Below are 21,224 nucleotides of genomic sequence, written 5' to 3' on the forward strand. Positions count from 1 at the left end.
AACACATACGGCGCACGGAAGGAGCCCTTCCGCGCGCCGCATGCGCCACCTATGCTCCGAATGCGGATCAGACGTCAGCTTCCGGCATTTCGGCCAGTTCTTCCGGCGTCACGTCCTTGTCCTCGACCTTGGCCAGTTCGACGATATAGTCGATGACCTTGTTCTCGAAGATCGGGCCGCGCAGCCCGTCAACCGCCTGCGGGTTCTTGGAGAAATATTCGAACACGGCCTGTTCCTGGCCGGGGTAGCGCGAGGCTTCGGCGCGCACGGCGTGCACGATTTCGTCCTGCGTCACGGTGATGTTGTTCACCCGGCCGATTTCGGCCAGCAGCAGGCCCAGCTTCACGCGGCGTTCGGCAATCTTGCGATAGTCGGCGCGCAGCGTGTCCTCGTCCTTGTCCTTGTCTTCCTCATCCAGGCGACCGGCCTTGCGGTCTTCCTCGATGCGGTTCCAGATCTGGCTGAACTCGGCATCGACCATGCCCGGAGGGGCTTCGAAATCGGTCTTTTCCGCCAGCTTGTCCAGCAGTTCGCGCTTCAGGCGCAGGCGGGAAAGCTGCTCGTATTCCTGACCGACCTGCTTGGAGATCAGTTCACGCACCTGCTCCAGCCCCTCGAAGCCCAGCTTCTTGGCCAGGTCATCGTCGATCTTGGCATCAACCGGGCGCTTGAGCTCCTTGACCTTGATGTCGAAGTTGGCTTCCTTGCCCGCCAGGTGCTCCGCGCCGTAATCGGCAGGGAAGGTTACGGTGATCACCTTTTCGTCACCGACCTTCATGCCCACGATCTGCTCGGCAAAACCGGGGATGAAGCCGGCACCGCCCAGTTCGACATTCACGTCGTCGGCGGAACCGCCCTCAAAAGCCGTGCCGTCGATCTTGCCAACGAAGTCCACCGTCACCACGTCGCCATCGGCTGCGGGGCGGTCTTCCTCGATCTTCTCGAATTCGCGCTGGCGGCCTGCGATTTCCTGCAGCGCCTTGTCCACCGTCTCGGCATTGACCTCGGACTTGAGGCGCACGAGCGACAGGGTGGACAGGTCGGGAATGGCGATTTCAGGCAGGAGTTCGAACGCAACCGTGAAAACCAGGTCTTCCTTGCTGCCCGGCTCGCTGCCGGAGACCAGGTCAACCTGGGGCTGCATGGCAGGACGCAGGCCACGCTCGTCCAGCAGGGTGCGGGTCGCATCGCTGACCACCTGCTCCAGAACCTCGCCCTGGACGGATTCGCCAAAACGCTGCTGCAGGATGCTCATCGGCACCTTTCCGGGGCGGAAGCCCGGCAGCTTCATGGACTGTCCAACTTCTTTCAGGCGCGCGGTGCGCTTGCTCTCGATTTCTGCGGCAGGCACCGTAACGGTAAACCCGCGCTTCAGGCCATCGGAAAGCGTTTCAGTAACCTGCATCTGCCAGGCCATCCTCTCGGTCAGAACGTGTCAAAGAACGCAAGAGGCCGCTTGGGCCACCACGTCTGTTCGCATAACGCGACTTGCCGGGTATCTTGGTACGGGCGGAGGGACTTGAACCCCCACGACTTGCGTCACCAGAACCTAAATCTGGCGTGTCTGCCAATTCCACCACGCCCGCACAGTGCCCAGGCTGTAAGCGCGCGGCTTTAGCGCACCATTTGCCATGGGGCAAGGTCCCCCGGCGCAGGAATGGCGTTTTCAGCCGAAAACTTTTTGCGCCAGCACCTCCGCCCGTGCCCGCGCATCGCCTACATGAAGATCGAATGCCTCGGCGACCGGCCACGCCCCGGCATGCAGCGCCGCGTCACCATGCAGCCACACTCCGGCGCAGGCCGCATCCCACCGGGGCATGCCGGCGGCCAGCAGCGCCGCGATGATCCCCGTCAGCGTATCGCCCGATCCCGCCGTGCCCAGCATGGGGGTGGCGTGGTCGTTAATCGCAACGCGTCCGTCCGGGCTTGCAATGATGGTATCGGGCCCCTTCAGCACGGTGACCGCCCCGGTACGCACGGCGGCCGCACGCGCGGCAGCAAGCCGGTCCGGACCCGGCCTGCCGAACACGCGCGAGAACTCGCCGATATGGGGTGTGATGATGGCTGCCCCCGCCAGACGCTCCGGCGCACCGGCTGCCATGGTGAAGGCCCCGGCATCGGCAATCACGTCCCGGCCCGCCTTCAGCAGCGCGGGAAAGGTCTGCGCGACCTCCGCCACCGACAGGCCCGGACCGCAGACCCATACATGACGGCGCGAATCCTCCAGGAGCCTGTCCAGCGGTTCGGAATCCACGATCAGGCCGGGTGGCGCGGTCATGCGGTAGACTTCGGCGCTGTCCCCCACCGCCAGCCTGACCAGACCCGCTCCCGCCGCCCGCGCACCGCCAGCGGAAAGGCGCGCCGCGCCGGGCATGTCCCGCCCGCCACAGATGCTGACCACCCCGCGACTGTATTTATAGCTGTTCACGCCACAGGCCGGGGTGCGCCACAGGCCCGGCTCGTTGCGCCATGCCCGAATCGGGACGGACTCCACGGCGGATTCCGGTATGCCGATATCCGCCAGCACCACCTGCCCGCACAGGGTACGCCCCGGCAGGAGCAGGTGACCGGGCTTGAGGCGGCAGAACGTGACCGTCAGTTCAGCCTGCGCCGCATGCCCCCGGACCGCACCGGTCGCCCCGTCCACACCCGTTGGCATGTCAATGGCGACCAGCCGGGGCGCCGCATCGAGCACCGCCGCGATATCCGCCCCCACATCCCGGCTCAGCCCCGCGCCGAACACGCCATCGACCACCAGGTCGAAGCGGCGGGCGGCATCCGGCGTGAAGGGCACGACGGGACCGTGCCACAGTGCCGCGGCGGCTGCCGCGTCCCCACCCGGGCGGGGGGCCGCCAGCATGGCGACGGAGACCGGCCACCCCTGCTCCGCCAGCCTGCGTGCGGCCACATAGCCATCCCCGCCATTATTGCCCGGCCCGCACAGCACCAGCACCCGGCACGGGCGGGTATGGCGGCGTATGGCGCGCGCCACGGCGCGGCCCGCATTTTCCATAAGTGTCGCCACCGGCACGACGCGGGCGGCAGCGGCGTCGATGCGCCCCATCTCGTCCGGCGCGGGCAGCAGCAGGTGGCGCGCAATGGCGCGATCAGGTTGGTTCTCAGGCATGTCAGCCCCCTTTCCGGCAACTTTGGCTGCGTCAGTGCCCTTGCGCATGATACAGGAATAGGGAAACAAGCATCCCGTATCCTGCCTTTGGCACCACGACCACTTTCCTTAATCACTTACCCCCGCAAGGAGGCTTCATGTCCCCATCCATTGTCTGGAGCCTTGTGCTCGCCCTTCATATTACAGCCATGGCGGCCTGGGTTGGCGGCATGATCTATGCGGCCTTCGTGCTCAAGCCCAGCCTGGGGCTGCTGGACCCGACACAACGCGCCTCGATCCATCTCCAGACCCTGAACCGCTTCTTCCGCATCGTCTGGCATACCATGCCCATGGTGCTGGTGAGCGGATGGCTGCTGATCTATCATGACGGCGGCTTCGCGGTCGTGCCATGGCCGATCAACCTCATGCAGCTTTTCGGCCTGATCATGGCTGGCGTATTCGCGCGCATCTATTTCGGTCCCTACCAGAAGGCCCGCCGCGCGCTGCGCCCCAAGCCGGGCATGTTCGACTCGATCCGTTCGCTGGTGCTGGTCAACATCGGGCTGGGCGTGCTGACCATCCTGACCGCCTGCCTGGCACACCCGTTCTGAAATTGCGGGCGTGTACCCTCACGCCCCCTTGATTTCCATTGCAAAGATGGATAGGCACAGGGAATGTGGCGCTTGAGGGGTGTATCCCTGCGTGTCACACTCCCCTTCCCTGCATTGCTGCAGGTACATCAGGGACGGCAGCCTGATACAGCGCGACACGGTGGCAATCGGACGGGGCCATATTCACCTGCTAATACGTTCGAGAGTAATTTGAGCGCCAAAAAAACTTCCCCCGCCCCGGCACGTCCCGCAAAGAAGGCGGTGACCGCATCCCCCGCCGCCAGCACGGACGGGGCCGCCCCTGCCGATACGCCAGATCCCGGGGGGGAAGCAGAACAGGCGCAGCCCCTGTTTTCCGAACTTGGCCTGTCCGAACCCATCCAGCGCGCGATTGACGAGATGGGATACCGTCATCCCACCCCCATCCAGGCCCAGGCCATTCCGTATGTGCTGATGGGTCGCGATGTGCTGGGGGTCGCCCAGACGGGCACGGGCAAGACCGCATCCTTCACCCTGCCGATGCTTGAAATCCTGCAGGGTTCGCGGGCCCGCGCGCGCATGCCGCGTTCGCTTATCCTTGAGCCGACACGCGAACTGGCGCTGCAGGTGGCCGAGAACTTCGTGAACTACGGCAAGCACCTCAAGCTGACCCACGCGCTGCTGATCGGTGGCGAGAGCATGGCCGAGCAGAAGGAAGTGCTCAACCGCGGCGTCGACGTGCTGATCGCGACCCCGGGCCGCCTGATCGACCTGTTCGAACGCGGTGGCCTGCTGCTGACCCAGACAAAGCTGCTGGTGATCGATGAAGCCGACCGCATGCTCGACATGGGGTTCATCCCCGATATCGAGAAGATCGTGAGCATGCTCTCGCCGCTGCGCCAGACGCTGTTCTTCTCCGCCACCATGGCGCCAGAGATCCGCCGCCTGGCCGATGCGTTCCTGCGCAACCCGAAGGAGATCACGGTCAGCCGTCCGTCCTCCGTCGCGTCCACCATCGAGACCGGACTTGCCATTGTCGATGCCAAGGACAAGCGCCGTGCGCTGCGCAAGCTCCTGCGTGAGTCGGACATGCAGAACGCCATTGTGTTCTGCAACCGCAAGCGCGATGTGGACGTGCTGTGCAAATCCCTGATCAAGCATGGTTTTTCCGCCGGTGCGCTGCACGGTGACCTGGCGCAGTCCCTGCGCTTCTCCACCCTTGAGGCTTTCAAGAGCGGGGAACTGAAAATTCTGGTCTGCTCGGATATCGCGGCGCGCGGGATCGATATTGGCGGCCTGTCGCACGTGTTCAATTTCGACCTGCCATTCCATGCCGAGGACTATGTCCACCGGATTGGCCGGACCGGCCGCGCGGGCCGCACCGGCCACGCCTACAGCCTTGCCACCCCCGATGAAGAAGCTCTGGCACAGGCGATCGAGAAACTGACGGGCAAGCCCATCCCGAGAATCGAGGTCAAAGGCGTGGATAATCTGGAATGGTCCGATGAGCCGCGTGCCGCGAATGGCCGCCGCAAGTCCCGCAAAGCCAACGCGGAGACCACGCAGCAGCCCGCAGCCACCCCGGCCAGGCAACCGGCCGAGGAAGCGCCGCGTCGCGCCCGCAGGGCGGCAAACCCGCAGCCGCCTGCTTCCACCACGCCGCCACGGCGTGAACGTGACACAGGCCTGCTGCCCGCCGCCGCCGACCAGCCCACGACCGGATTTGGCGAGGACATGCCTGCCTTCATGCGTCTGCCCCGCCGGGAAAAGCCCGTTATCACGGCTGACGAATAAGCCGAATCCGTCAGGCGATCACAGTCATGGAAAACGTAGTGGCCGATGCCATTCCCGTGGTGGCGCTCGGCAATGACGGGGATGGCATTGCCCAGACCCCGACGGGGCGGATATTCGTATCCGGCACCGTGCCGGGGGATGAAATCCTGCTGACCAGCCAGACCGGCACGCATGGCGCGCTGGAGCAGGTCGTCACTCCCGGTCCCGCGCGTGTAACACCGCCCTGCCCCCTGTTCGGTACATGTGGCGGCTGTCGCCTGCAGCACATGGCGTTGCCCGCCATCATGGAATGGAAAGCAGGCCGGGTGGTCGAAGCCCTGGGCCGTGCGGGTTTTGACCCCGTGCCCGTGCCGCAGACCCGACAGGTCAGCCCCCATGGCAGGCGCCGCGTCGATCTGGCCTTCCGGCGGGTTGGCAGGGACATTGTACTGGGTCTGCACCGCCGCCGTGGCGACGTGGTGGACATGACGGCATGCACCCTGCTTGATCCCGGTCTGTTTGGCCTGCTTGCGCCGCTCCGTGCCATGCTGCATTCACTTCCCGCCGTACATGCGGGGGGTGACATACAGATCAACCTGCTTGATAGCGGGCCGGATCTGCTGATTACGATGGATGGCACGCCGGATGCGAATGACCGGCGCATTCTGGCCCAGTTCGGCCGGGCGCATGGCATTGCGCGCATATCCCTGCATGCAAAGCCGCCTGAAACACTGGCGCTGACCGGACCGGTTTTCCAGCATTTCGATGGTGTCCGTGTCGTTCCCCCGCCCGGTGCCTTTCTCCAGCCCGCGCGGGAGGGGGAAGATGCCATACGGGAAGCGGTTCTGGCCGGATTGCCGCTCAAGGGGCTGAAAGCCGGCATTATCGAACTCTATGCAGGCTGCGGCACGCTGTCCTTTGCCCTGGCTGCCCATGCCAAGGTCCATGCCTATGAAGGCGAGAAAGCAGCACTTGCCTGCCTGAAGCAGGCCAGCGGTGGCACGCGCGTGCTGCCAGCACTCCGTGACCTGAACCGCCAGCCGGTCATGGCCAGCGAACTGGCAAAAAGTGCCGCCGTCGTGCTGGACCCGCCCCATGCGGGCGCGGGTGCCCAGATAGCGCAGATCGTGGCAGGCAGGCCGCGTTGTGTCATTTATGTAAGCTGCAACCCCGTGGCCCTGCAGCGCGACCTGGCCCCGCTGCGACAGACGGGCTACCGGCTGGACAGCGTGACGGTCATTGACCAGTTCCTGTGGTCGACCGAGGTCGAATCCGTTTGCGTGCTGACGCTGCCTGCTACCCGGCCCCGGCGTTGAACAAACACGCCAGGGCAACCTGTTGGAAAAGAGAAGTTCCCGGGTGCCGCCTTTTTTAAAAAGGCGGCATTTCATGAAGCTGTTTTAAAAAACTTCGCCAAAAAACTTCCCTGGAATTTATGGGTGGTCTTTCCAAACAGTCCCTGATGGATGGTTACCTGGGGTCGGTATCGGGCAAGGCATGCGCCTCCCGCCATCCATCAATCAGACGTGAAAGCTTTCCCCGCAGCCACAACGCCCCTTTTCATTGGGGTTGCTGAAGGTAAAGCCGGATTCAAGCTGCCTGACCTCATAATCCATGACCGAGCCGATCAGGAACAGGGTCGCCTTGCGGTCCACCAGCAGGGTCACCCCTTTGTCCACCACCACTTCATCACCCGGGCCGGGCTGCGCCACGAAACTCATGTCATAGGCATGGCCCGAGCATCCCTTGGTCGAAATCGCGATGCGGAGCAGATGACCCGCATGGTTGGTCTGGTACAGCTTTTCCAGCCGCTGCGCAGCCCGGTCCGTCATGGTCAGGAGCGGTGGCAGCGCACGGCGGGGGGCGGTTGTGGTGGCGGATGGCGTGTTGTGTTCAGTCATGGCACGTTCCCCTAACTGGGTTCAGAACATGTTCAGGGCAAGGCGGGCATCTTCGCTCATGCGCGACATGTCCCATGGCGGTTCCCACACGATCTCCACCGTGGCGGACGTGACCGTCTCGATCTTTTCCACGGCTTCCTTCACCTGTACGGGCAGTTCCTGCGCGCTGGGACAGTTGGGGGCCGTCAGCGTCATTTCAACCTTCACGGTGCCATCATCATGCAGGTCGATGGCGTAAATCAGGCCAAGTTCGTAAATATTGACCGGAATTTCCGGGTCATACACGGTAGCAATGGCGGCAATGATCGTATCTTCGTCCGGTGCCCCGGATGCACCAGCCCCCTCGGCCGGCTTTTCGCCGTCAGGGGTCCAGGCTGATACGGGCTGGGTCTTTTCCGTGGCATGCCCTTCGGCCTCAAGGGAGAAATGCCCGGCTCCCTCTGCCATGCCGCTGGCAGGCGCTACCTGATTTTTCTCGTCCATGAGACTTTCACCTGTCTTTTTCATCATTGAGCATGTCACTCAGCGCCGACCACGGCAGCATCGCGCAGCGAATACGCGAACGATGCTGGTGAAGCGGCGCGAAAACCGAGAGTTCACCCAGACCATCCGGGGCCATGCCCGTCTCGACTGCCGTGGCCAGATCCGCATGCAGCATGCTGACCTGCGTTCGCCCCTGCCCTGTTACCTGCTCGGCCATCAGATCGGCGGAAGCGACACAGATCGCGCACCCCCGTGTCTCATGCCGTAGTGTAGCAATCCGTCCGTGCGTATCAACCATGGCGTGCAGTTTTACCCTGTCACCACATAACGGGTTGCTGCCCTGACCATGCAGGTCTGCTTCCGGCAGGCTGCCTGCGTAACGGGGGTGTTTGGCCCGCTCCAGCACCACGGAGCGGTACAGATCATCCTGCGCCATCACGCCATCAGACAAAGAAGCCGCGTATCTGTTCCAGCGTGGCGGCCAGTTTATCGATGTCCTCCGGCGTGGTGTAGATGCCGAAGCTGGCCCGCGCGGTTGCCGTAACCCCCAGCCTGCGCATGAGCGGTTCGGCACAGTGATGACCCGCGCGCACCGCAATGCCGTTGCGGTCCAGCAGGGTCGCGATATCGTGCGGATGGACATCGGCCATGGTAAAGGAAATGACCCCGCCACGCTGCGGTGCCGTGCCGATCACCTTCAGGCCGCCTACATTCCCCAGCGCTTCAAGCGCGTAGGTGGTCAGGGCATCCTCATGCGCGCTGATCGCATCGAAACCTATGGCTTCGATATAGGCAAGGGCGGCGCCCAGCCCGATGGTCTCGATGATGGCGGGGGTACCTGCCTCGAACTTGTGCGGCACATGTGCCCAGGTGGAGCGTTCGAACGACACGGTGGAGATCATGTCCCCCCCACCCAGGAAGGGTGGCATGGCTTCCAGTATCTCGCGCCGCGCCCACAGCACGCCTATGCCGGTCGGGCCATACAGCTTGTGCCCGGTCACCACATAGAAATCGGCATCCAGTTCATTCATGTCCACGCGGCGGTGCACGGCAAGCTGGCTGCCATCGAACAGCACCTTCGCCCCCGCCGCATGCGCCATGTCGGCAATGGCGCGGCCATCGGTAATCGTGCCCAGCACGTTGGACATGTGGGTGATCGCAACCAGCCCCACCCTGCCATCGGACAGGGTGCGACCCAGCGCATCCATGTCCAGCGCGCCATCATCGGTAATGGGGGTCACGCGCAGTTCGATGCCGGTGCGGTCACGCAGCATCTGCCATGGCACGAGATTGGCGTGATGCTCCATTTCCGACACCACGACCGCCTGTCCCGGCTTCAGCAGCGAACCGTAGGAATGGGCGACCAGATTGATGGCCTCGGTGCTGTTGCGGGTGAAAACGATTTCCTCACGCGCATTCGCACCCAGAAACTTCGCCACCTGGTCCCGCACGGCCTCATAGGCTTCGGTCGTGCGCTCGCTCATCCAGTACAGGCCACGATGGATGTTGGCATACTGGGTGCGCATGGTCTCGGCCATGCAGTCGATCACCTGCCGGGGCTTCTGGGCGGAGGCGGCGCTGTCAAGGAACACGAAATCCTTTCCATGTACCTTCTCCGACAGGATCGGGAAGTCATCACGCACATGGCGCAGGCTTTCCGCTGCCCTGCCGGGGCGGGTTACCGTCTGGTCCATCAGGCGACCTCCTGCTTCCACCATGCCTCGACCGTCAGGTTGAGGCTGTCCTTCAGGCGCGGGTCATCCACCTGGTCCACCACGTCATGCAGGAATGCGCGGATCAGGATGGAGCGCGCGACCGGCTGCGCAATGCCACGGCTGCGCAGATAGAACATCTGGTCATCATCCAGCGCGCCCACGGTGGCGCCGTGGCTGCATTTCACGTCATCGGCATAGATTTCCAGTTCCGGCTTGGCGTCGATCTCGGCGTTATCGGACAGCAAAAGCGCCTGGTTCATCTGATAGCCATCGGTCTTCTGGGCAATCCGCTCCACATGGATCTTGCCCTGGAACACGCCGCGCGCATGGTCGGACAGGACGTTCTTCACTGTCTGGCGCGAGATGCAGTCGGGTGCTGCATGCGTGATCACGCTGGTCAGGTCGCCATGCTGCCGCCCGCCCAGAAGCTGCGCGCCGTTCACATGCACGCAGGCCTTTGGCGCTGCCAGCCCGGCATGCACTTCATGCCGGGACAGGCTGCCACCCAGCGTCAGGGTAAAGCTGTCATACAGCCCCGCGGCCATGATGCGGGCGTGACTTACGGCAAGGTGGATCGCCTCTCTGCCTTCGGCCTGGACACGGGCATGGGACAGGTAGCCATCTTCCGCGACCGTGATGTCATAGAGCGGATTATGAAGATAGAACCCCCGTCCCACCGCAGCGTCAAGCAGGGCCAGCCGTCCACCCTTCTCCACCATGATGCGGTGGCGTGGGTGGAAAGATGCCGGCATATCCCCCGCCGTGATCCCGATGCTGGCCAGCAGCAGGCACCCGGCATCCACGCCTTCGGGCACGACCAGCACCAGCCCGTCACGCGCCAGAACGGTATTGAGCGCGGTCGTGACATCACCGGCGGGGTCGATGTCGTCACCAATGCGCCCTTCAGCGGCAAAGGTGGACACCCTTACCCCGGTAGGCAAACGTGAACGGGCGGCATCAAAATGACCATTGACGAACACCGCGCGCGGCGCGCCGGCGCCCAGGCCGGAAATGGTCTCGACCTCCGCCAGCAGGGTGTCGACCGCTGCGGGGTCCGCATCCTGCGCGACTGCGGTAAAGCCGACACCGGCCAGGCTGCGCAGGCTGGTATATTTCCATGCCTCCACGCCAGCCCGCGGCAGGCCCTCATGGCGCAGGAAATCGGCAGCCCTGCGCCGTGCCGGGCAGCCCGCCACATCACCCCGGTCGAGAAAGGCGGAGGCATTGACCCCGACCGGTGCGATGGCGTTCACGCCGCCTCCGACAGGAACTGGGCGTAACCCTGTGCCTCAAGCTGCCTGGCCAGTTCCGGACCACCGCTATGGATGATCCGCCCCTTCGCCATCACATGGATGCGGTCGGGCACGATATAATCCAGCAGGCGCTGGTGGTGGGTGATGACCAGAGCCGAGAAATCGGGCGAGCGCAGGGAGTTCACGCCTTCGGCTACAATGCGCAGGGCATCGATGTCCAGCCCGCTATCCGTTTCGTCCAGAATGGCGAAGGACGGCTGGAGCATACGCATCTGCAGCACTTCGTTGCGCTTCTTCTCACCGCCGGAAAAACCGACATTGACGTTGCGCTTGAGCATCTCGTCCGACATGGACAGGTGCTTCGTCTCCTTGCGCACGGCCTTCAGGAAGGCCACGGCGTCCAGTTCATCCATCCCGCGCGCACGGCGCACGGCGTTGACGGCGGTGCGCAGGAAGTTGGCGTTGTTCACACCCGGCAGTTCAACAGGGGTCTGGAACGCCAGGAACAGGCCAAGGGCCGCACGCTCTTCGGGTTCCAGCGACAGCAGGTCCTGCCCCTTGAAGGTGGCGGACCCACCGGTCACTTCATAATCCTCACGCCCGGCCAGCACGTAGGACAGGGTGGACTTGCCCGAGCCGTTCGGCCCCATGATGGCATGGACCTCACCCGCCGGGATTTCCAGGTCAACGCCGCGCAGGATTTCCTTGGGCGTTCCCTCGTCCGAGATCCGGGCGCACAGGCCATTGATGCTTACGAATTGCTTGCTCACGTTTTTCAATCCCTGTTAGCCCACGCTGCCTTCTAGGCTGATCTGCAGAAGCTTCTGGGCTTCCACCGCGAATTCCATGGGCAGTTCCTTGAGAACGTCCTTGCAGAACCCGTTCACGATCAGGCCCACCGCGTCCTCTTCCGACAGGCCACGCTGGCGGCAGTAGAAGAGCTGGTCTTCCGATATCTTGGAGGTTGTCGCCTCATGCTCCACGCGTGCGGACATGTTGCGGCTTTCGATATAGGGCACGGTATGCGCCCCGCAGCGATCACCGATCAGCAGGCTGTCGCACTGGGTGAAGTTGCGCCCGCCCGATGCCTTGGGCATCATCCGCACCAGCCCGCGATAGGTACTGTCGGACTGGCCCGCGCTGATGGTCTTGGCGATGATGGTCGAACGCGTGTTGCGCCCGATATGGATCATCTTGGTACCGGTATCGGCCTGCTGGTGGTTGTTGGTCACGGCGACGGAATAGAACTCCCCCACCGATCCCTCGCCCTGCAGGATGCAGGACGGATACTTCCACGTAATGGCCGACCCGGTCTCCACCTGCGTCCATGAGATCTTGGAGCGCGCGCCCCGGCACGCGCCGCGCTTGGTCACGAAATTGTAGATGCCGCCCCTGCCGTTTTCATCACCGGGGTACCAGTTCTGCACGGTGGAATACTTGATCGAGGCATCTTCCATCGCCACCAGTTCGACCACGGCGGCATGAAGCTGGTTTTCATCGCGCATCGGCGCGGTGCACCCCTCAAGGTAAGAGACGGAACCCCCGTCCTCCACCACGATCAGCGTGCGCTCGAACTGCCCGGTATTGCGCGCATTGATGCGGAAATAGGTGGACAGTTCCATCGGGCAGCGCACGCCCTTGGGCACGAACACGAAGGAACCGTCGGTAAACACGGCGGCGTTGAGTGCTGCGTAGAAATTGTCGGTAACCGGCACCACGCTGCCCAGGTACTTGCGCACCAGTTCGGGATGTTCTTGCACCGCCTCGGAAATGGGGCAGAAGATCACGCCCGCTTCCTGCAGCGTCTTGCGGAAGGTGGTGGCGACGGACACGCTGTCAAACACCGCATCCACCGCGACCGGCGCCCGCGCTTCCTGTCCCTCGGGTATTTCCACCCCGGCCAGCATGGCCTGCTCATGCAGCGGGATGCCCAGCTTTTCATAGGTACGCAGCAGCTCGGGGTCGACCTCGTCCAGCGACTTGGGTCCGGGCTTCTTACGCGGGGCGGCGTAATAATGGATATCCTGGTAGTCGATGGGGGGATGACTGACCTTTGCCCATGTCGGATCACGCATTTCCAGCCATGAACGGTAGGCCTTGAGCCGCCATTCCAGCATCCACTCCGGCTCTTTCTTGCGCGCCGAGATCAGGCGAATCGTCTCTTCATTCAGGCCCTTGGGGGCGATATCCATCTCGATATCGGTCTCGAACCCCCATTTATAGGTGTTCTGACCCAGGGTTTCGACCGTCTTGCGGGTTTCGGCTACTGCCGGCATGTGTCTATCCTCCCCTGTTTCAGGCCGTGGCCACGGGGCCACGGGGCACGGACGGCGCATGCAGTCCGCCCAGCCGGGCGCCCACCGTATGATTCTTCATGTCGGCCAGCATGATGGCGGACAGGGCATTGCGGATGGCCGCGTTGACCATGTCCCACTCCCCCCCCAGCCCGCAGGTGGACCGGGCATCGCAGTCGCCCCCATCCACGCAGGTGGTAAGCGATATGGGCCCGTCAATGGCCTCGATTACCGTGGCGATCGAGATTTCTTCCAGCGGATGGGCCAGCCTGTAGCCGCCACGTGCGCCACGCTGGGAGGTGACGATACCCTGGGTGGCAAGAATCTTGAGCACTTTCGCCACGGTCGGCTCGGGGATGCCCGTCGAACGCGACAGGACAGGCGAGGTCGTGACCTCCTCCTTCTGCCCCAGCCGGACCAGAGCCACGACGGCATAATCGGTCAGTTTCGACAGTTTCAGCATCATGCTCTCCCGTACATCCGGCCCGGCTTTTCTAATTGGACCGAAACAGTACTGTTTCCTGAGGTTTCAGATGGGCTACCAGCCATGCGCCGTCAAGTCCAATCGTGCCACATGGATACCCTTATCCGATCCCGGTTCCGAATATCAGCTGTAATAGCATGGAAAGACCACATCCGGCCAGAAAGCCCACCAGCGTGCCATTAAGCCGGATATACTGCAGATCCTTGCCCACGCGCAGCTCCAGCCGGTCGCTCAGGCTGTTCGCGTCCCACCCGTTGACCACCGAGTAAATAAAGCGCGACATCCGATCGCGCAGGAATGGCAGGCTGCCCATCACCATGCCGCGCGCGGCGTCGTCCACCCGCTTGCGCATGGTGGAATCATGGTACATCTGCTCCGCCAGGCGCTGCAGCGCGTCGCGCACCAGGGTCGCGGCCCAGCTGGCCTCGCCCTTGCGGGTGTCCTCCTCGATCAGGCGGCGCAGGCGGTGCCAGACATCGCTGCTCCAGCCACGCACGCTGTCATGGGTCAGCACCCCCTTCACCGCATCGGTAATCTCGCCCCGGCGCACGGGGTCCTGCTCGATCCGGTCGATCTCGGAACGGACCCAGGATGTAAAGCCCTCACGCAATTCTGAATTCTGCGGGTCGATGCGGTCCAGTTCCTGGCTGGCCGCCAGCAGCACCTTGGTGGCGATCGAACCGCCAATGGCCCAGCCCAGCACACGCCCCCCCTGCTCGCGCACGCGGTCCTCGATCATCGCACGCAGGGACGGCTCCTTGGCCTTTATGCCTTCCTTCAGCCGCGAGAGCAGGAAGGTCAGCACCTCCTGATGGCAGTCGCCTTCCACCATCGCGCGCAGGCTGCGGGTCACGATGGGGGCGATCTCCTCACCACCCAGCAGGGTGGGCAGCATGCCGGCTATGGCGGAACTGGCCCGCCCGTCCTCCAGCCGGTCCAGTACATGCGGCATCGAGCCCAGCACGGCGCGGCTGACCATGTCCGCCGTTTCCGGCTCCTGCAGGATGCCACCGATCAGCGAAGGCAGGTCGATGCGGCCGAAGGCGGCCTCGACTTCCTTTTCGGTAAACACGGTGTTGGAGACAAAACGCCCCAGCGCCTGCGCCAGGCGTTCCTTCTGCGCGGGAAGGATGGCGGTGTGCGGAATCGGCAGGCCCATCGGCCTGCGGAACAGCGCGGTCACGGCAAACCAGTCGGCCAGCCCCCCCACAACCCCCGCCTTGGTGCCCGAACGCAGGATCTCGAGCCAGGGCCGCTCGGCCAGCCAGCCCATCTGCGGCAGGGCGTAGCCTGCGACCGTAAGCCCCGCCATGGCAGCAAGCAGGCCCGTGGCGGACCGCTTGTAGCGTGCCAGCACACGCCGCGCGTCCTGGTCCGTCTGTGGAATACCGTTCATGAAGTTCCTGATACCATTGTCTTCCCGCCAGCCCAAGCAACACTCGGTGCGTCATGCCAAATAGGCGTGAATATACGACACGAAACATTGCAGGCCGCCCCCGAACATGGGATTTGATGGTGCATGATACCCCTCCATGACAGGACAACACGATGACCGAAGCCGCCGTCCGGACTGCGTCCGATCTGCTGCAGCTGGCTGACAGACTGATCGCCAGCCATGACGAGACCGCGTCGGGCAGCCCCGTCATGGCGCTGGCCCGCCATATCGGCCGGCAGATGACCGCAGGCACGCTGTCCATGGACCAGGTGGAGGACATCGTGCGCGTGCTGCGTGACCGTGCCTTTGCCGGACGGGCCCATCATATTGCCACCTATCTCGACGGCCCCGATGAACAGGCCGTGAACGCACGCATGCAGGCCGTGGCCCGGCGCATCGTCCAGCCCGACCCCGATGACAGCCCCGTGCCGATCGCCCGCTTCCGCTCAGCGGTCGAACGCAGCCGCTTTGCCGCCGTGTTTACCGCCCATCCCACCTTCGCCCTGGCCAACCCGGTCTACGAGGCGCTGGCCGAACTTGCCTCAACCAATCCGGCGCAGGCTCCGGCGCATGTCCCTCCCTTCCTTACGCACCGGCGTGTGGGGCCACCCACCCTGGATGAGGAATTCGGCCTTGCCACGCAGGCCATCCTGCGCGGGCGCACGGCGCTGGACCGGCTGAACGCCATTCTCCTGTCCGAGGCACGGACCCACTGGCCCCAGCTGTGGTCGACCCTGGTGCCGCGTCCCATCATCATGACCAGCTGGGTCGGCTATGATACCGATGGCCGCACCGATATCGGCTGGTGGGACACGCTGCGCCTGCGCCTGCGCATGAAGCAGTTCCAGCTTGCCCGCCTGCATGAACAGATCGCCCCCGTGGCCTCGCTGGCCAACGACCTGCCCGCACGCGTGCAGACCGCGCTGGAAGCCGTGGGCGCCCAGCTTGCCGCCTGCCCCACCGGCCCGGAGCCGGAGGCGATCTCCCGCTTTGCCGATGTCCTGATCAACCGCAGCGGGGATGCGCTGACCAGCAGCAACGATCTGGCCGCCGCCTTCAGCGAGGCGATCGACGCGGCGACACCGGATGACAGGATGACCCTGGCCGTGGCGCGCGCGGGATTCATGGCGCATGGCCTGTCCGCCGCCCATACCCACACCCGGCTGAACGCGACACAGCTGCACAATATCGCCCGCCAGCGGCTGGGCATTACCGATAACCCCGATGTCCCGGCCCAGCGCCGCGCGCTGATCAGCCGGATGAACGAGGCGCTGGAAAGCGTGACGCCGATCGAAATCGATTTCGGCTCGCTCCTGATGGAACAGGCCAGCGCCGGGCGGCTCATGATGACGGTGCGCCAGATCCTGCGCCATATCGACCGCACCAGCCCCATCCGCTTCCTGATTGCCGAGACCGAGACCGGCTACACCCTGCTGACCGCGCTGTGGCTGGCGCGGCTGTACGGGGTGGAGGACATGATCGAGATCTCGCCCCTGTTCGAGACACAGGAAGCGCTGGAAAATGGCGAGCAGATCATCGAGGAAGCCCTGCGCTCCCCCCACTGGCGGGCCTACATGCAGCGCACGCGCAAGCTCAGCCTGCAGTTCGGCTTTTCCGACTCCGGGCGGTATGTGGGGCAGCTGGCCGCGACCTACCTGATCGAACGGCTGCGTATCAAGGTCTGTGACCTGCTGCGCAAATGGGATCTCGCCTTTGTCGAGGTAATCCTGTTCGACACCCATGGCGAAAGCATCGGCCGCGGTGCCCATCCCTACCGGATGGCGGACCGCTTCGACTACCTTTCCCCCCCGCATGCCCGCGCCCGCTATGCCCGCGCCGGTATCCAGATGCGTGAGGAAACCGCCTTCCAGGGCGGGGATGGCTATCTGCTGTTCGGCACCCAGACCCTGGCGGACGCCACCGTCAGCATCATTGCCGAACACGCCTTCGCCACCACCACGCTGGACCGGGACCCGGTTTATGACGAACCGGACTTCTCGGCCGATTTCTTCGCCACCATCGCCAATGGCATGACCGGCCTGGTGGAAGATCCCGGCTATGCCGCTCTGCTGGGCGCGTTTGGTCCGTCACTGATCGACAAGACCGGATCCCGCCCGTCCGCGCGGCAGAGCGACGCGGCCTCGACCGTGACCCGGATCAAGCATCCCAGCCAGCTACGCGCCATTCCCAACAACGCCATCCTGCAGCAGCTGGCATGGTGCGCCAATACGCTGCAGGGGCTGGGCACGGCGGCGGCCCGCCACCCCGATACGTTCGAGAAATACCTGGCCGAAAGTCCCCGCTTCCGCCGCGCCATGGACTTCGCGGCCCATGCCCTTGCCCATTCCGACCACGGGGTGCTGCGTGGCGTGATCCGGCTGCTGGACCCCGACCTGTGGCTTGAACGCGCCACCACGCTGGCCGACCCGGCACGGCAGGAAGCGTGTCTTACCCTCATGCACGGGCTGGAGAAACTTGATTTCTGGGCCAGCACGCAGGCCATGTTCCGCCGTATCCAGTCCGACCATCTTGCCCTGCGCCGCGCATGGCCCGATGCGCCGCGCATGCAGCCTGACGAACTGCTGCTTCATGGCATCCGCATCGCCCTGATCGAACAGATATGGCTGCATTCCACGCGGGTACCCTATTTCTCCCCCCGTCATGCCTTTTCGCGTGACGTGCTGACGCTGAAGGTACTGTGCCTGGAGATCCCTGCCGTGCTGGGTGAGCTTGAACATATCTTCCCCTACCGCTCGGACGGCAGTTTCGACCTGGATTTCCATGAGCCGCACGGCCCCCGGCAGGAGGGCACGTACCGCCGCGAATACACCGAGATATTCGAACCCATGCAACGCCTGTTCCAGATGGTGCGCGAGATCAGCACCGGCATCATGCACCATGTCGGCGCCTTTGGCTGAGGCCATGAAGGCGCCGCGTAACGGATGGCGCGTCAGTGAACCGCCACCGCCCCATGGTGTGTCCCTGCCGCAGTCAGCGACCATCCGCCGGGTCGTGGCGAACAACCCCGGCCCCATGACCGGTAACGGCACCAACAGCTGGCTGGTCGAACATGATGATGGGTGTGTGGTGATCGACCCCGGCAGCACGGACCCTGCCCATCTGGATGCACTGGTCGCGGCAGCGGGCGGGCGGCGTATCACGCATGTCATCCTGACCCATACCCATCATGACCACCTTGATGGCGCACGCCCGCTCGCGGCACGGCTGGGTGTTCCCGTATGCGGCTTCCATGCCAGTGCCGAGCCGGAATTCACGCCGGATATCGGATTGCATGATGGCGACGCGATAGCGGGCCTGCGCGTGCTGTACACCCCCGGCCACGCCAGCGACCATATCTGCCTTGAAACGGCGGACGGCGTCATCCTGACCGGCGATCATGTCATGGGGTGGTCCACCACGATGATCCCTCCGGCCCCGTATGGCTCGGTCCGGCAGTTCCTTGCCAGCATGCAGCGGCTGCGTGAGCGCCATGCCCGCCTGCTGCTGCCTGCCCACGGGCCTGCCATAACCCGGGTGGATGACTGCATCGATGGTCTGGTCGCCCACCGGCGCGCGCGGGAGGACAGCATCCTTGCCCTGATGCCCGCCGTGCCGCGCACGCTCGATGAAATCGTGGACAGCATATACCACAACCTGCGCCCCGGCCTGCGCCGTGCGGCACGGCTCAACCTGCATGCCCATCTGGAAAAGCTGGCGGAGGATGAAAAAGTCGTGGCGCAGGGAGAATGCTGGATGACAGCCGCGCCCTGAATGACCCGAAGCATGGGCGTCCGGCCAGGGGCTGCCCTGCATGAAAAGGTTTCTGGTGAAGCCTGTTTCAAAAATCTTCGAAAAAATGGCGCCTTTCTGAAAACAGGGGGGCGACCGGAGCTTCCGGTTTTTCAATCGGAATGTGCGGGCCATCACCCGCAGATGCCACAAAAAAAACCGGCCCCTTTCGGCGGCCGGTTTCCTTTTGATGCTCTCTTTCGAGAAAGATCAGGCGGACTGCGCCATGATCTCTTCCGCAACGTTGCGGGACACCGGATCGTAGTGGTGGAACTGCATCGTGAAGGATGCACGGCCCTTGGTCATGGAACGCAGGTGCGAGATGTAGCCGAACATTTCCTTCAGCGGCACCATCGCACGGACCATGACGGTCGAGCCCGAGGTTTCCTGGCTCTGGATCATGCCACGGCGGCGGTTGAGGTCACCCACCACGTCACCCACGTGATCGTTGGGGGTGGTCACTTCCACGTCCATGATCGGCTCGAGAATGACCGGGCCGGCCTTCTTCATGCCTTCACGGAAGCAGGCCTTCGCCGCGATTTCGAACGCCAGGGCAGAGGAGTCGACATCATGGTACTTGCCGTCCAGCAGCGTGAACTTGAAGTCCACGGTGGGGAAGCCCGCCAGCACGCCGGTCGAAGCCTGCGCCTGGATGCCCTTGTCCACAGCCGGGATGTATTCCTTCGGCACGGTGCCGCCCACGACCTTGTTCTCAAAGGAGATGCCTTCGTTACGCTCGACCGGTGCGAACTCGATCTTCACTTCGGCGAACTGGCCCGACCCACCGGACTGCTTCTTGTGGGTATAGGTTTCGGTATGCGCCTGGGTGATCGTTTCACGATAGGCCACCTGCGGCGCACCGATGTTCGCATCCACGCCATATTCACGGCGCAGGCGGTCGATGATGATGTCGAGGTGCAGTTCGCCCATGCCGGACAGGATGGTCTGGCCGGTTTCCTGGTCGGTCTTCAGGCGCAGGGAGGGATCTTCACCGGACAGCTTCTGCAGCGCCAGCGTCATCTTTTCCACGCCGTCCTTCGTCTTCGGCTCGACCGAGATGTCGATGACCGGGATCGGGAAGCTCATGCGCTCCAGCACCACCGGGTCTGCCGGGTCCGCCAGCGTGTCACCCGTCTGGGTGTCCTTCAGGCCAACGAAGGCGGCGATGTCACCGGCGTGGACTTCCTTGAGTTCCTCACGCTTGTCGGCGTGCATCTGGAAGATACGGCCGATACGCTCCTTGTGGCCCTTCGTGGTGTTCAGCACGGTGTCACCGGTGCGCAGCACGCCACGATACACGCGCACGAAGGTCAGCGTGCCGTATTTGTCGTTGATGATCTTGAAGGCGAGACCGGCAAACTTGCCATCCGGGTCAACCGGGATGATCGGCAGCTTGTTCTCGTCCACTTCCTCGTCTTCCGGCGGGGCAATGCGGATGCCTTCCACGTCGTCCGGCGCGGGCAGGAAGTCGATCACGGCGTCGAGCAGCGGCTGGACACCCTTGTTCTTGAACGCGGTGCCACACAGTACGGGACGGAATTCACCCTTGATGGTGCCCTTCTTGATGCAGCGCTTGAGCGTTGCAACGTCCACGTCGCCCTTGTCGAAGTATTCTTCCATCGCCGCGTCATCAACGGACAGGGCGGTGTCGAGCAGGTTCTGGCGGGCTTCGGCGGCCTTTTCCTTCAGGTCGTCGGGAATTTCCTCGTAATGGAACTTGGCGCCCAGTTCACCACCTTCCCAGACGATCGCACGCATCTCGACCAGGTCGACCACGCCGACGAAGTTTTCTTCGGCGCCGATGGGCAGCTGCAGCGGGATCGCCACGATGTCCAGCTTCTCCTTCAGCGTGTCGAACGCGTAGTAGAAATTGGCGCCGGTGCGGTCCAGCTTGTTGATGAAGATGATGCGCGGCACGTTGTAGCGGTCAGCCAGACGCCAGTTGGTCTCGGACTGCGGCTGCACGCCGGCCACGCCTTCGATGATGAAGATCGCGCCATCGAGCACGCGCAGCGAGCGGTTGACTTCGATGTTGAAGTCGATGTGGCCCGGGGTGTCGATGATGTTGATGCGGCGGCCTTCCCACTCACACGTCACGGCGGCGGACGTGATGGTGATGCCACGCTCACGCTCCTGCGCCATGTAGTCGGTGGTGGTGTTGCCTTCGTGCACCTCACCGATCTTATGGGACACACCGGTGTAGTACAGGATACGCTCGGTCGTGGTGGTCTTGCCGGCATCGATGTGCGCGGTGATACCGATATTGCGAATCAGGGAAAGATCAGACTTGGCGGACACGGGAGAACCTCCACAAGACAACACGGGCGCGAAGGGGAACCGCTCCCTTTCGCGCCTGCCGGAACCGTAAGCTGCTCCCGCCCTCAGTCTCTTTCAACCTGGA

General features: G+C 63.8%; 17 protein-coding genes and 1 tRNA gene. 5 read left to right on the forward strand and 13 right to left on the reverse strand.

The features are described 5' to 3' along the window. Positions 1–67: 67 nt before the first annotated feature. The 3 genes from tig to LDL32_RS06075 all read right to left on the reverse strand — a co-directional run bounded on the left by tig (position 68) and on the right by LDL32_RS06075 (position 3,127). Positions 68–1,405 (reverse strand): trigger factor, encoded by a 1,338-nt coding sequence (gene tig, locus LDL32_RS06065; RefSeq protein ID WP_233065182.1) that lies wholly within the window; start codon positions 1,403–1,405, stop codon positions 68–70. A 96-nt stretch (positions 1,406–1,501) separates the two neighbouring features. Next, a tRNA-Leu gene (locus tag LDL32_RS06070) sits at positions 1,502–1,586 on the reverse strand. Positions 1,587–1,666: 80 nt separating this feature from the next. Then, positions 1,667–3,127 (reverse strand): NAD(P)H-hydrate dehydratase, encoded by a 1,461-nt coding sequence (locus LDL32_RS06075; protein WP_233065184.1) that lies wholly within the window; start codon positions 3,125–3,127, stop codon positions 1,667–1,669. Between the two features lie 137 nt (positions 3,128–3,264). Between LDL32_RS06075 and LDL32_RS06080 the strand changes: the two genes are divergently transcribed. The 3 genes from LDL32_RS06080 (at position 3,265) to LDL32_RS06090 (ending at position 6,785) form a co-directional block, all read left to right on the forward strand. After that, a complete protein-coding gene (locus LDL32_RS06080; protein ID WP_233065186.1) occupies positions 3,265–3,717 on the forward strand; it encodes a CopD family protein in 453 nt (150 codons plus the stop codon). Between the two features lie 210 nt (positions 3,718–3,927). Further along, on the forward strand, positions 3,928–5,490 hold the full coding sequence (locus tag LDL32_RS06085; protein WP_233065189.1) for a DEAD/DEAH box helicase: 1,563 nt from the start codon (positions 3,928–3,930) through the stop codon (positions 5,488–5,490). 26 nt (positions 5,491–5,516) lie between these two features. Then, positions 5,517–6,785 (forward strand): class I SAM-dependent RNA methyltransferase, encoded by a 1,269-nt coding sequence (locus LDL32_RS06090; protein ID WP_233065190.1) that lies wholly within the window; start codon positions 5,517–5,519, stop codon positions 6,783–6,785. 204 nt (positions 6,786–6,989) lie between these two features. Here the strand turns inward: LDL32_RS06090 and LDL32_RS06095 are convergent, their stop codons facing one another. The 9 genes from LDL32_RS06095 to LDL32_RS06135 form a co-directional block, all read right to left on the reverse strand. Continuing rightward, on the reverse strand, positions 6,990–7,370 hold the full coding sequence (locus LDL32_RS06095) for an iron-sulfur cluster assembly accessory protein (protein ID WP_233065192.1): 381 nt from the start codon (positions 7,368–7,370) through the stop codon (positions 6,990–6,992). A 21-nt stretch (positions 7,371–7,391) separates the two neighbouring features. Continuing rightward, positions 7,392–7,853 (reverse strand): SUF system Fe-S cluster assembly protein, encoded by a 462-nt coding sequence (locus tag LDL32_RS06100; protein ID WP_233065194.1) that lies wholly within the window; start codon positions 7,851–7,853, stop codon positions 7,392–7,394. Positions 7,854–7,860: 7 nt separating this feature from the next. Continuing rightward, positions 7,861–8,289: a Fe-S cluster assembly sulfur transfer protein SufU gene (gene sufU, locus LDL32_RS06105; RefSeq protein WP_233065196.1), complete on the reverse strand. Its 429-nt coding sequence runs from the start codon at positions 8,287–8,289 to the stop codon at positions 7,861–7,863. A gap of 7 nt (positions 8,290–8,296) precedes the next feature. Beyond that, positions 8,297–9,547: a cysteine desulfurase gene (locus tag LDL32_RS06110; RefSeq protein WP_233065198.1), complete on the reverse strand. Its 1,251-nt coding sequence runs from the start codon at positions 9,545–9,547 to the stop codon at positions 8,297–8,299. Then, a complete protein-coding gene (sufD, locus tag LDL32_RS06115; RefSeq protein ID WP_233065200.1) occupies positions 9,547–10,821 on the reverse strand; it encodes a Fe-S cluster assembly protein SufD in 1,275 nt (424 codons plus the stop codon). Before sufD ends, LDL32_RS06110 begins: the two co-directional genes overlap by 1 nt. Beyond that, positions 10,818–11,591, reverse strand: a complete 774-nt coding sequence (sufC, locus tag LDL32_RS06120) for a Fe-S cluster assembly ATPase SufC (protein WP_233065202.1) — start codon at positions 11,589–11,591, stop codon at positions 10,818–10,820. Before sufC ends, sufD begins: the two co-directional genes overlap by 4 nt. 15 nt (positions 11,592–11,606) lie before the next feature. Next, a complete protein-coding gene (sufB, locus tag LDL32_RS06125) occupies positions 11,607–13,097 on the reverse strand; it encodes a Fe-S cluster assembly protein SufB (protein WP_233065205.1) in 1,491 nt (496 codons plus the stop codon). Between the two features lie 19 nt (positions 13,098–13,116). After that, positions 13,117–13,578: an SUF system Fe-S cluster assembly regulator gene (locus LDL32_RS06130; RefSeq protein WP_233068729.1), complete on the reverse strand. Its 462-nt coding sequence runs from the start codon at positions 13,576–13,578 to the stop codon at positions 13,117–13,119. A 121-nt stretch (positions 13,579–13,699) separates the two neighbouring features. Beyond that, positions 13,700–14,995 (reverse strand): DUF445 domain-containing protein, encoded by a 1,296-nt coding sequence (locus LDL32_RS06135; protein WP_233065208.1) that lies wholly within the window; start codon positions 14,993–14,995, stop codon positions 13,700–13,702. Positions 14,996–15,147: 152 nt separating this feature from the next. Between LDL32_RS06135 and LDL32_RS06140 the strand changes: the two genes are divergently transcribed. Beyond that, the gene (locus tag LDL32_RS06140) at positions 15,148–17,952 is read left to right on the forward strand and encodes a phosphoenolpyruvate carboxylase (protein WP_233065211.1); all 2,805 of its coding nucleotides are present in this window, start codon (positions 15,148–15,150) and stop codon (positions 17,950–17,952) included. Beyond that, complete coding sequence (locus LDL32_RS06145; RefSeq protein WP_233065213.1) at positions 17,933–18,805, forward strand: MBL fold metallo-hydrolase; 873 nt, start codon at positions 17,933–17,935, stop codon at positions 18,803–18,805. The genes LDL32_RS06140 and LDL32_RS06145 overlap by 20 nt, the downstream gene beginning before the upstream one ends. 228 nt (positions 18,806–19,033) lie before the next feature. On the opposite strand, the gene fusA is transcribed toward LDL32_RS06145, so the two are convergent. Beyond that, positions 19,034–21,121, reverse strand: a complete 2,088-nt coding sequence (gene fusA / locus LDL32_RS06150; protein WP_233065215.1) for an elongation factor G — start codon at positions 21,119–21,121, stop codon at positions 19,034–19,036. Between the last annotated feature and the right edge of the window lie 103 nt (positions 21,122–21,224).

The organism is Komagataeibacter sp. FNDCF1, from assembly GCF_021295335.1.
Classification (GTDB): domain Bacteria; phylum Pseudomonadota; class Alphaproteobacteria; order Acetobacterales; family Acetobacteraceae; genus Komagataeibacter.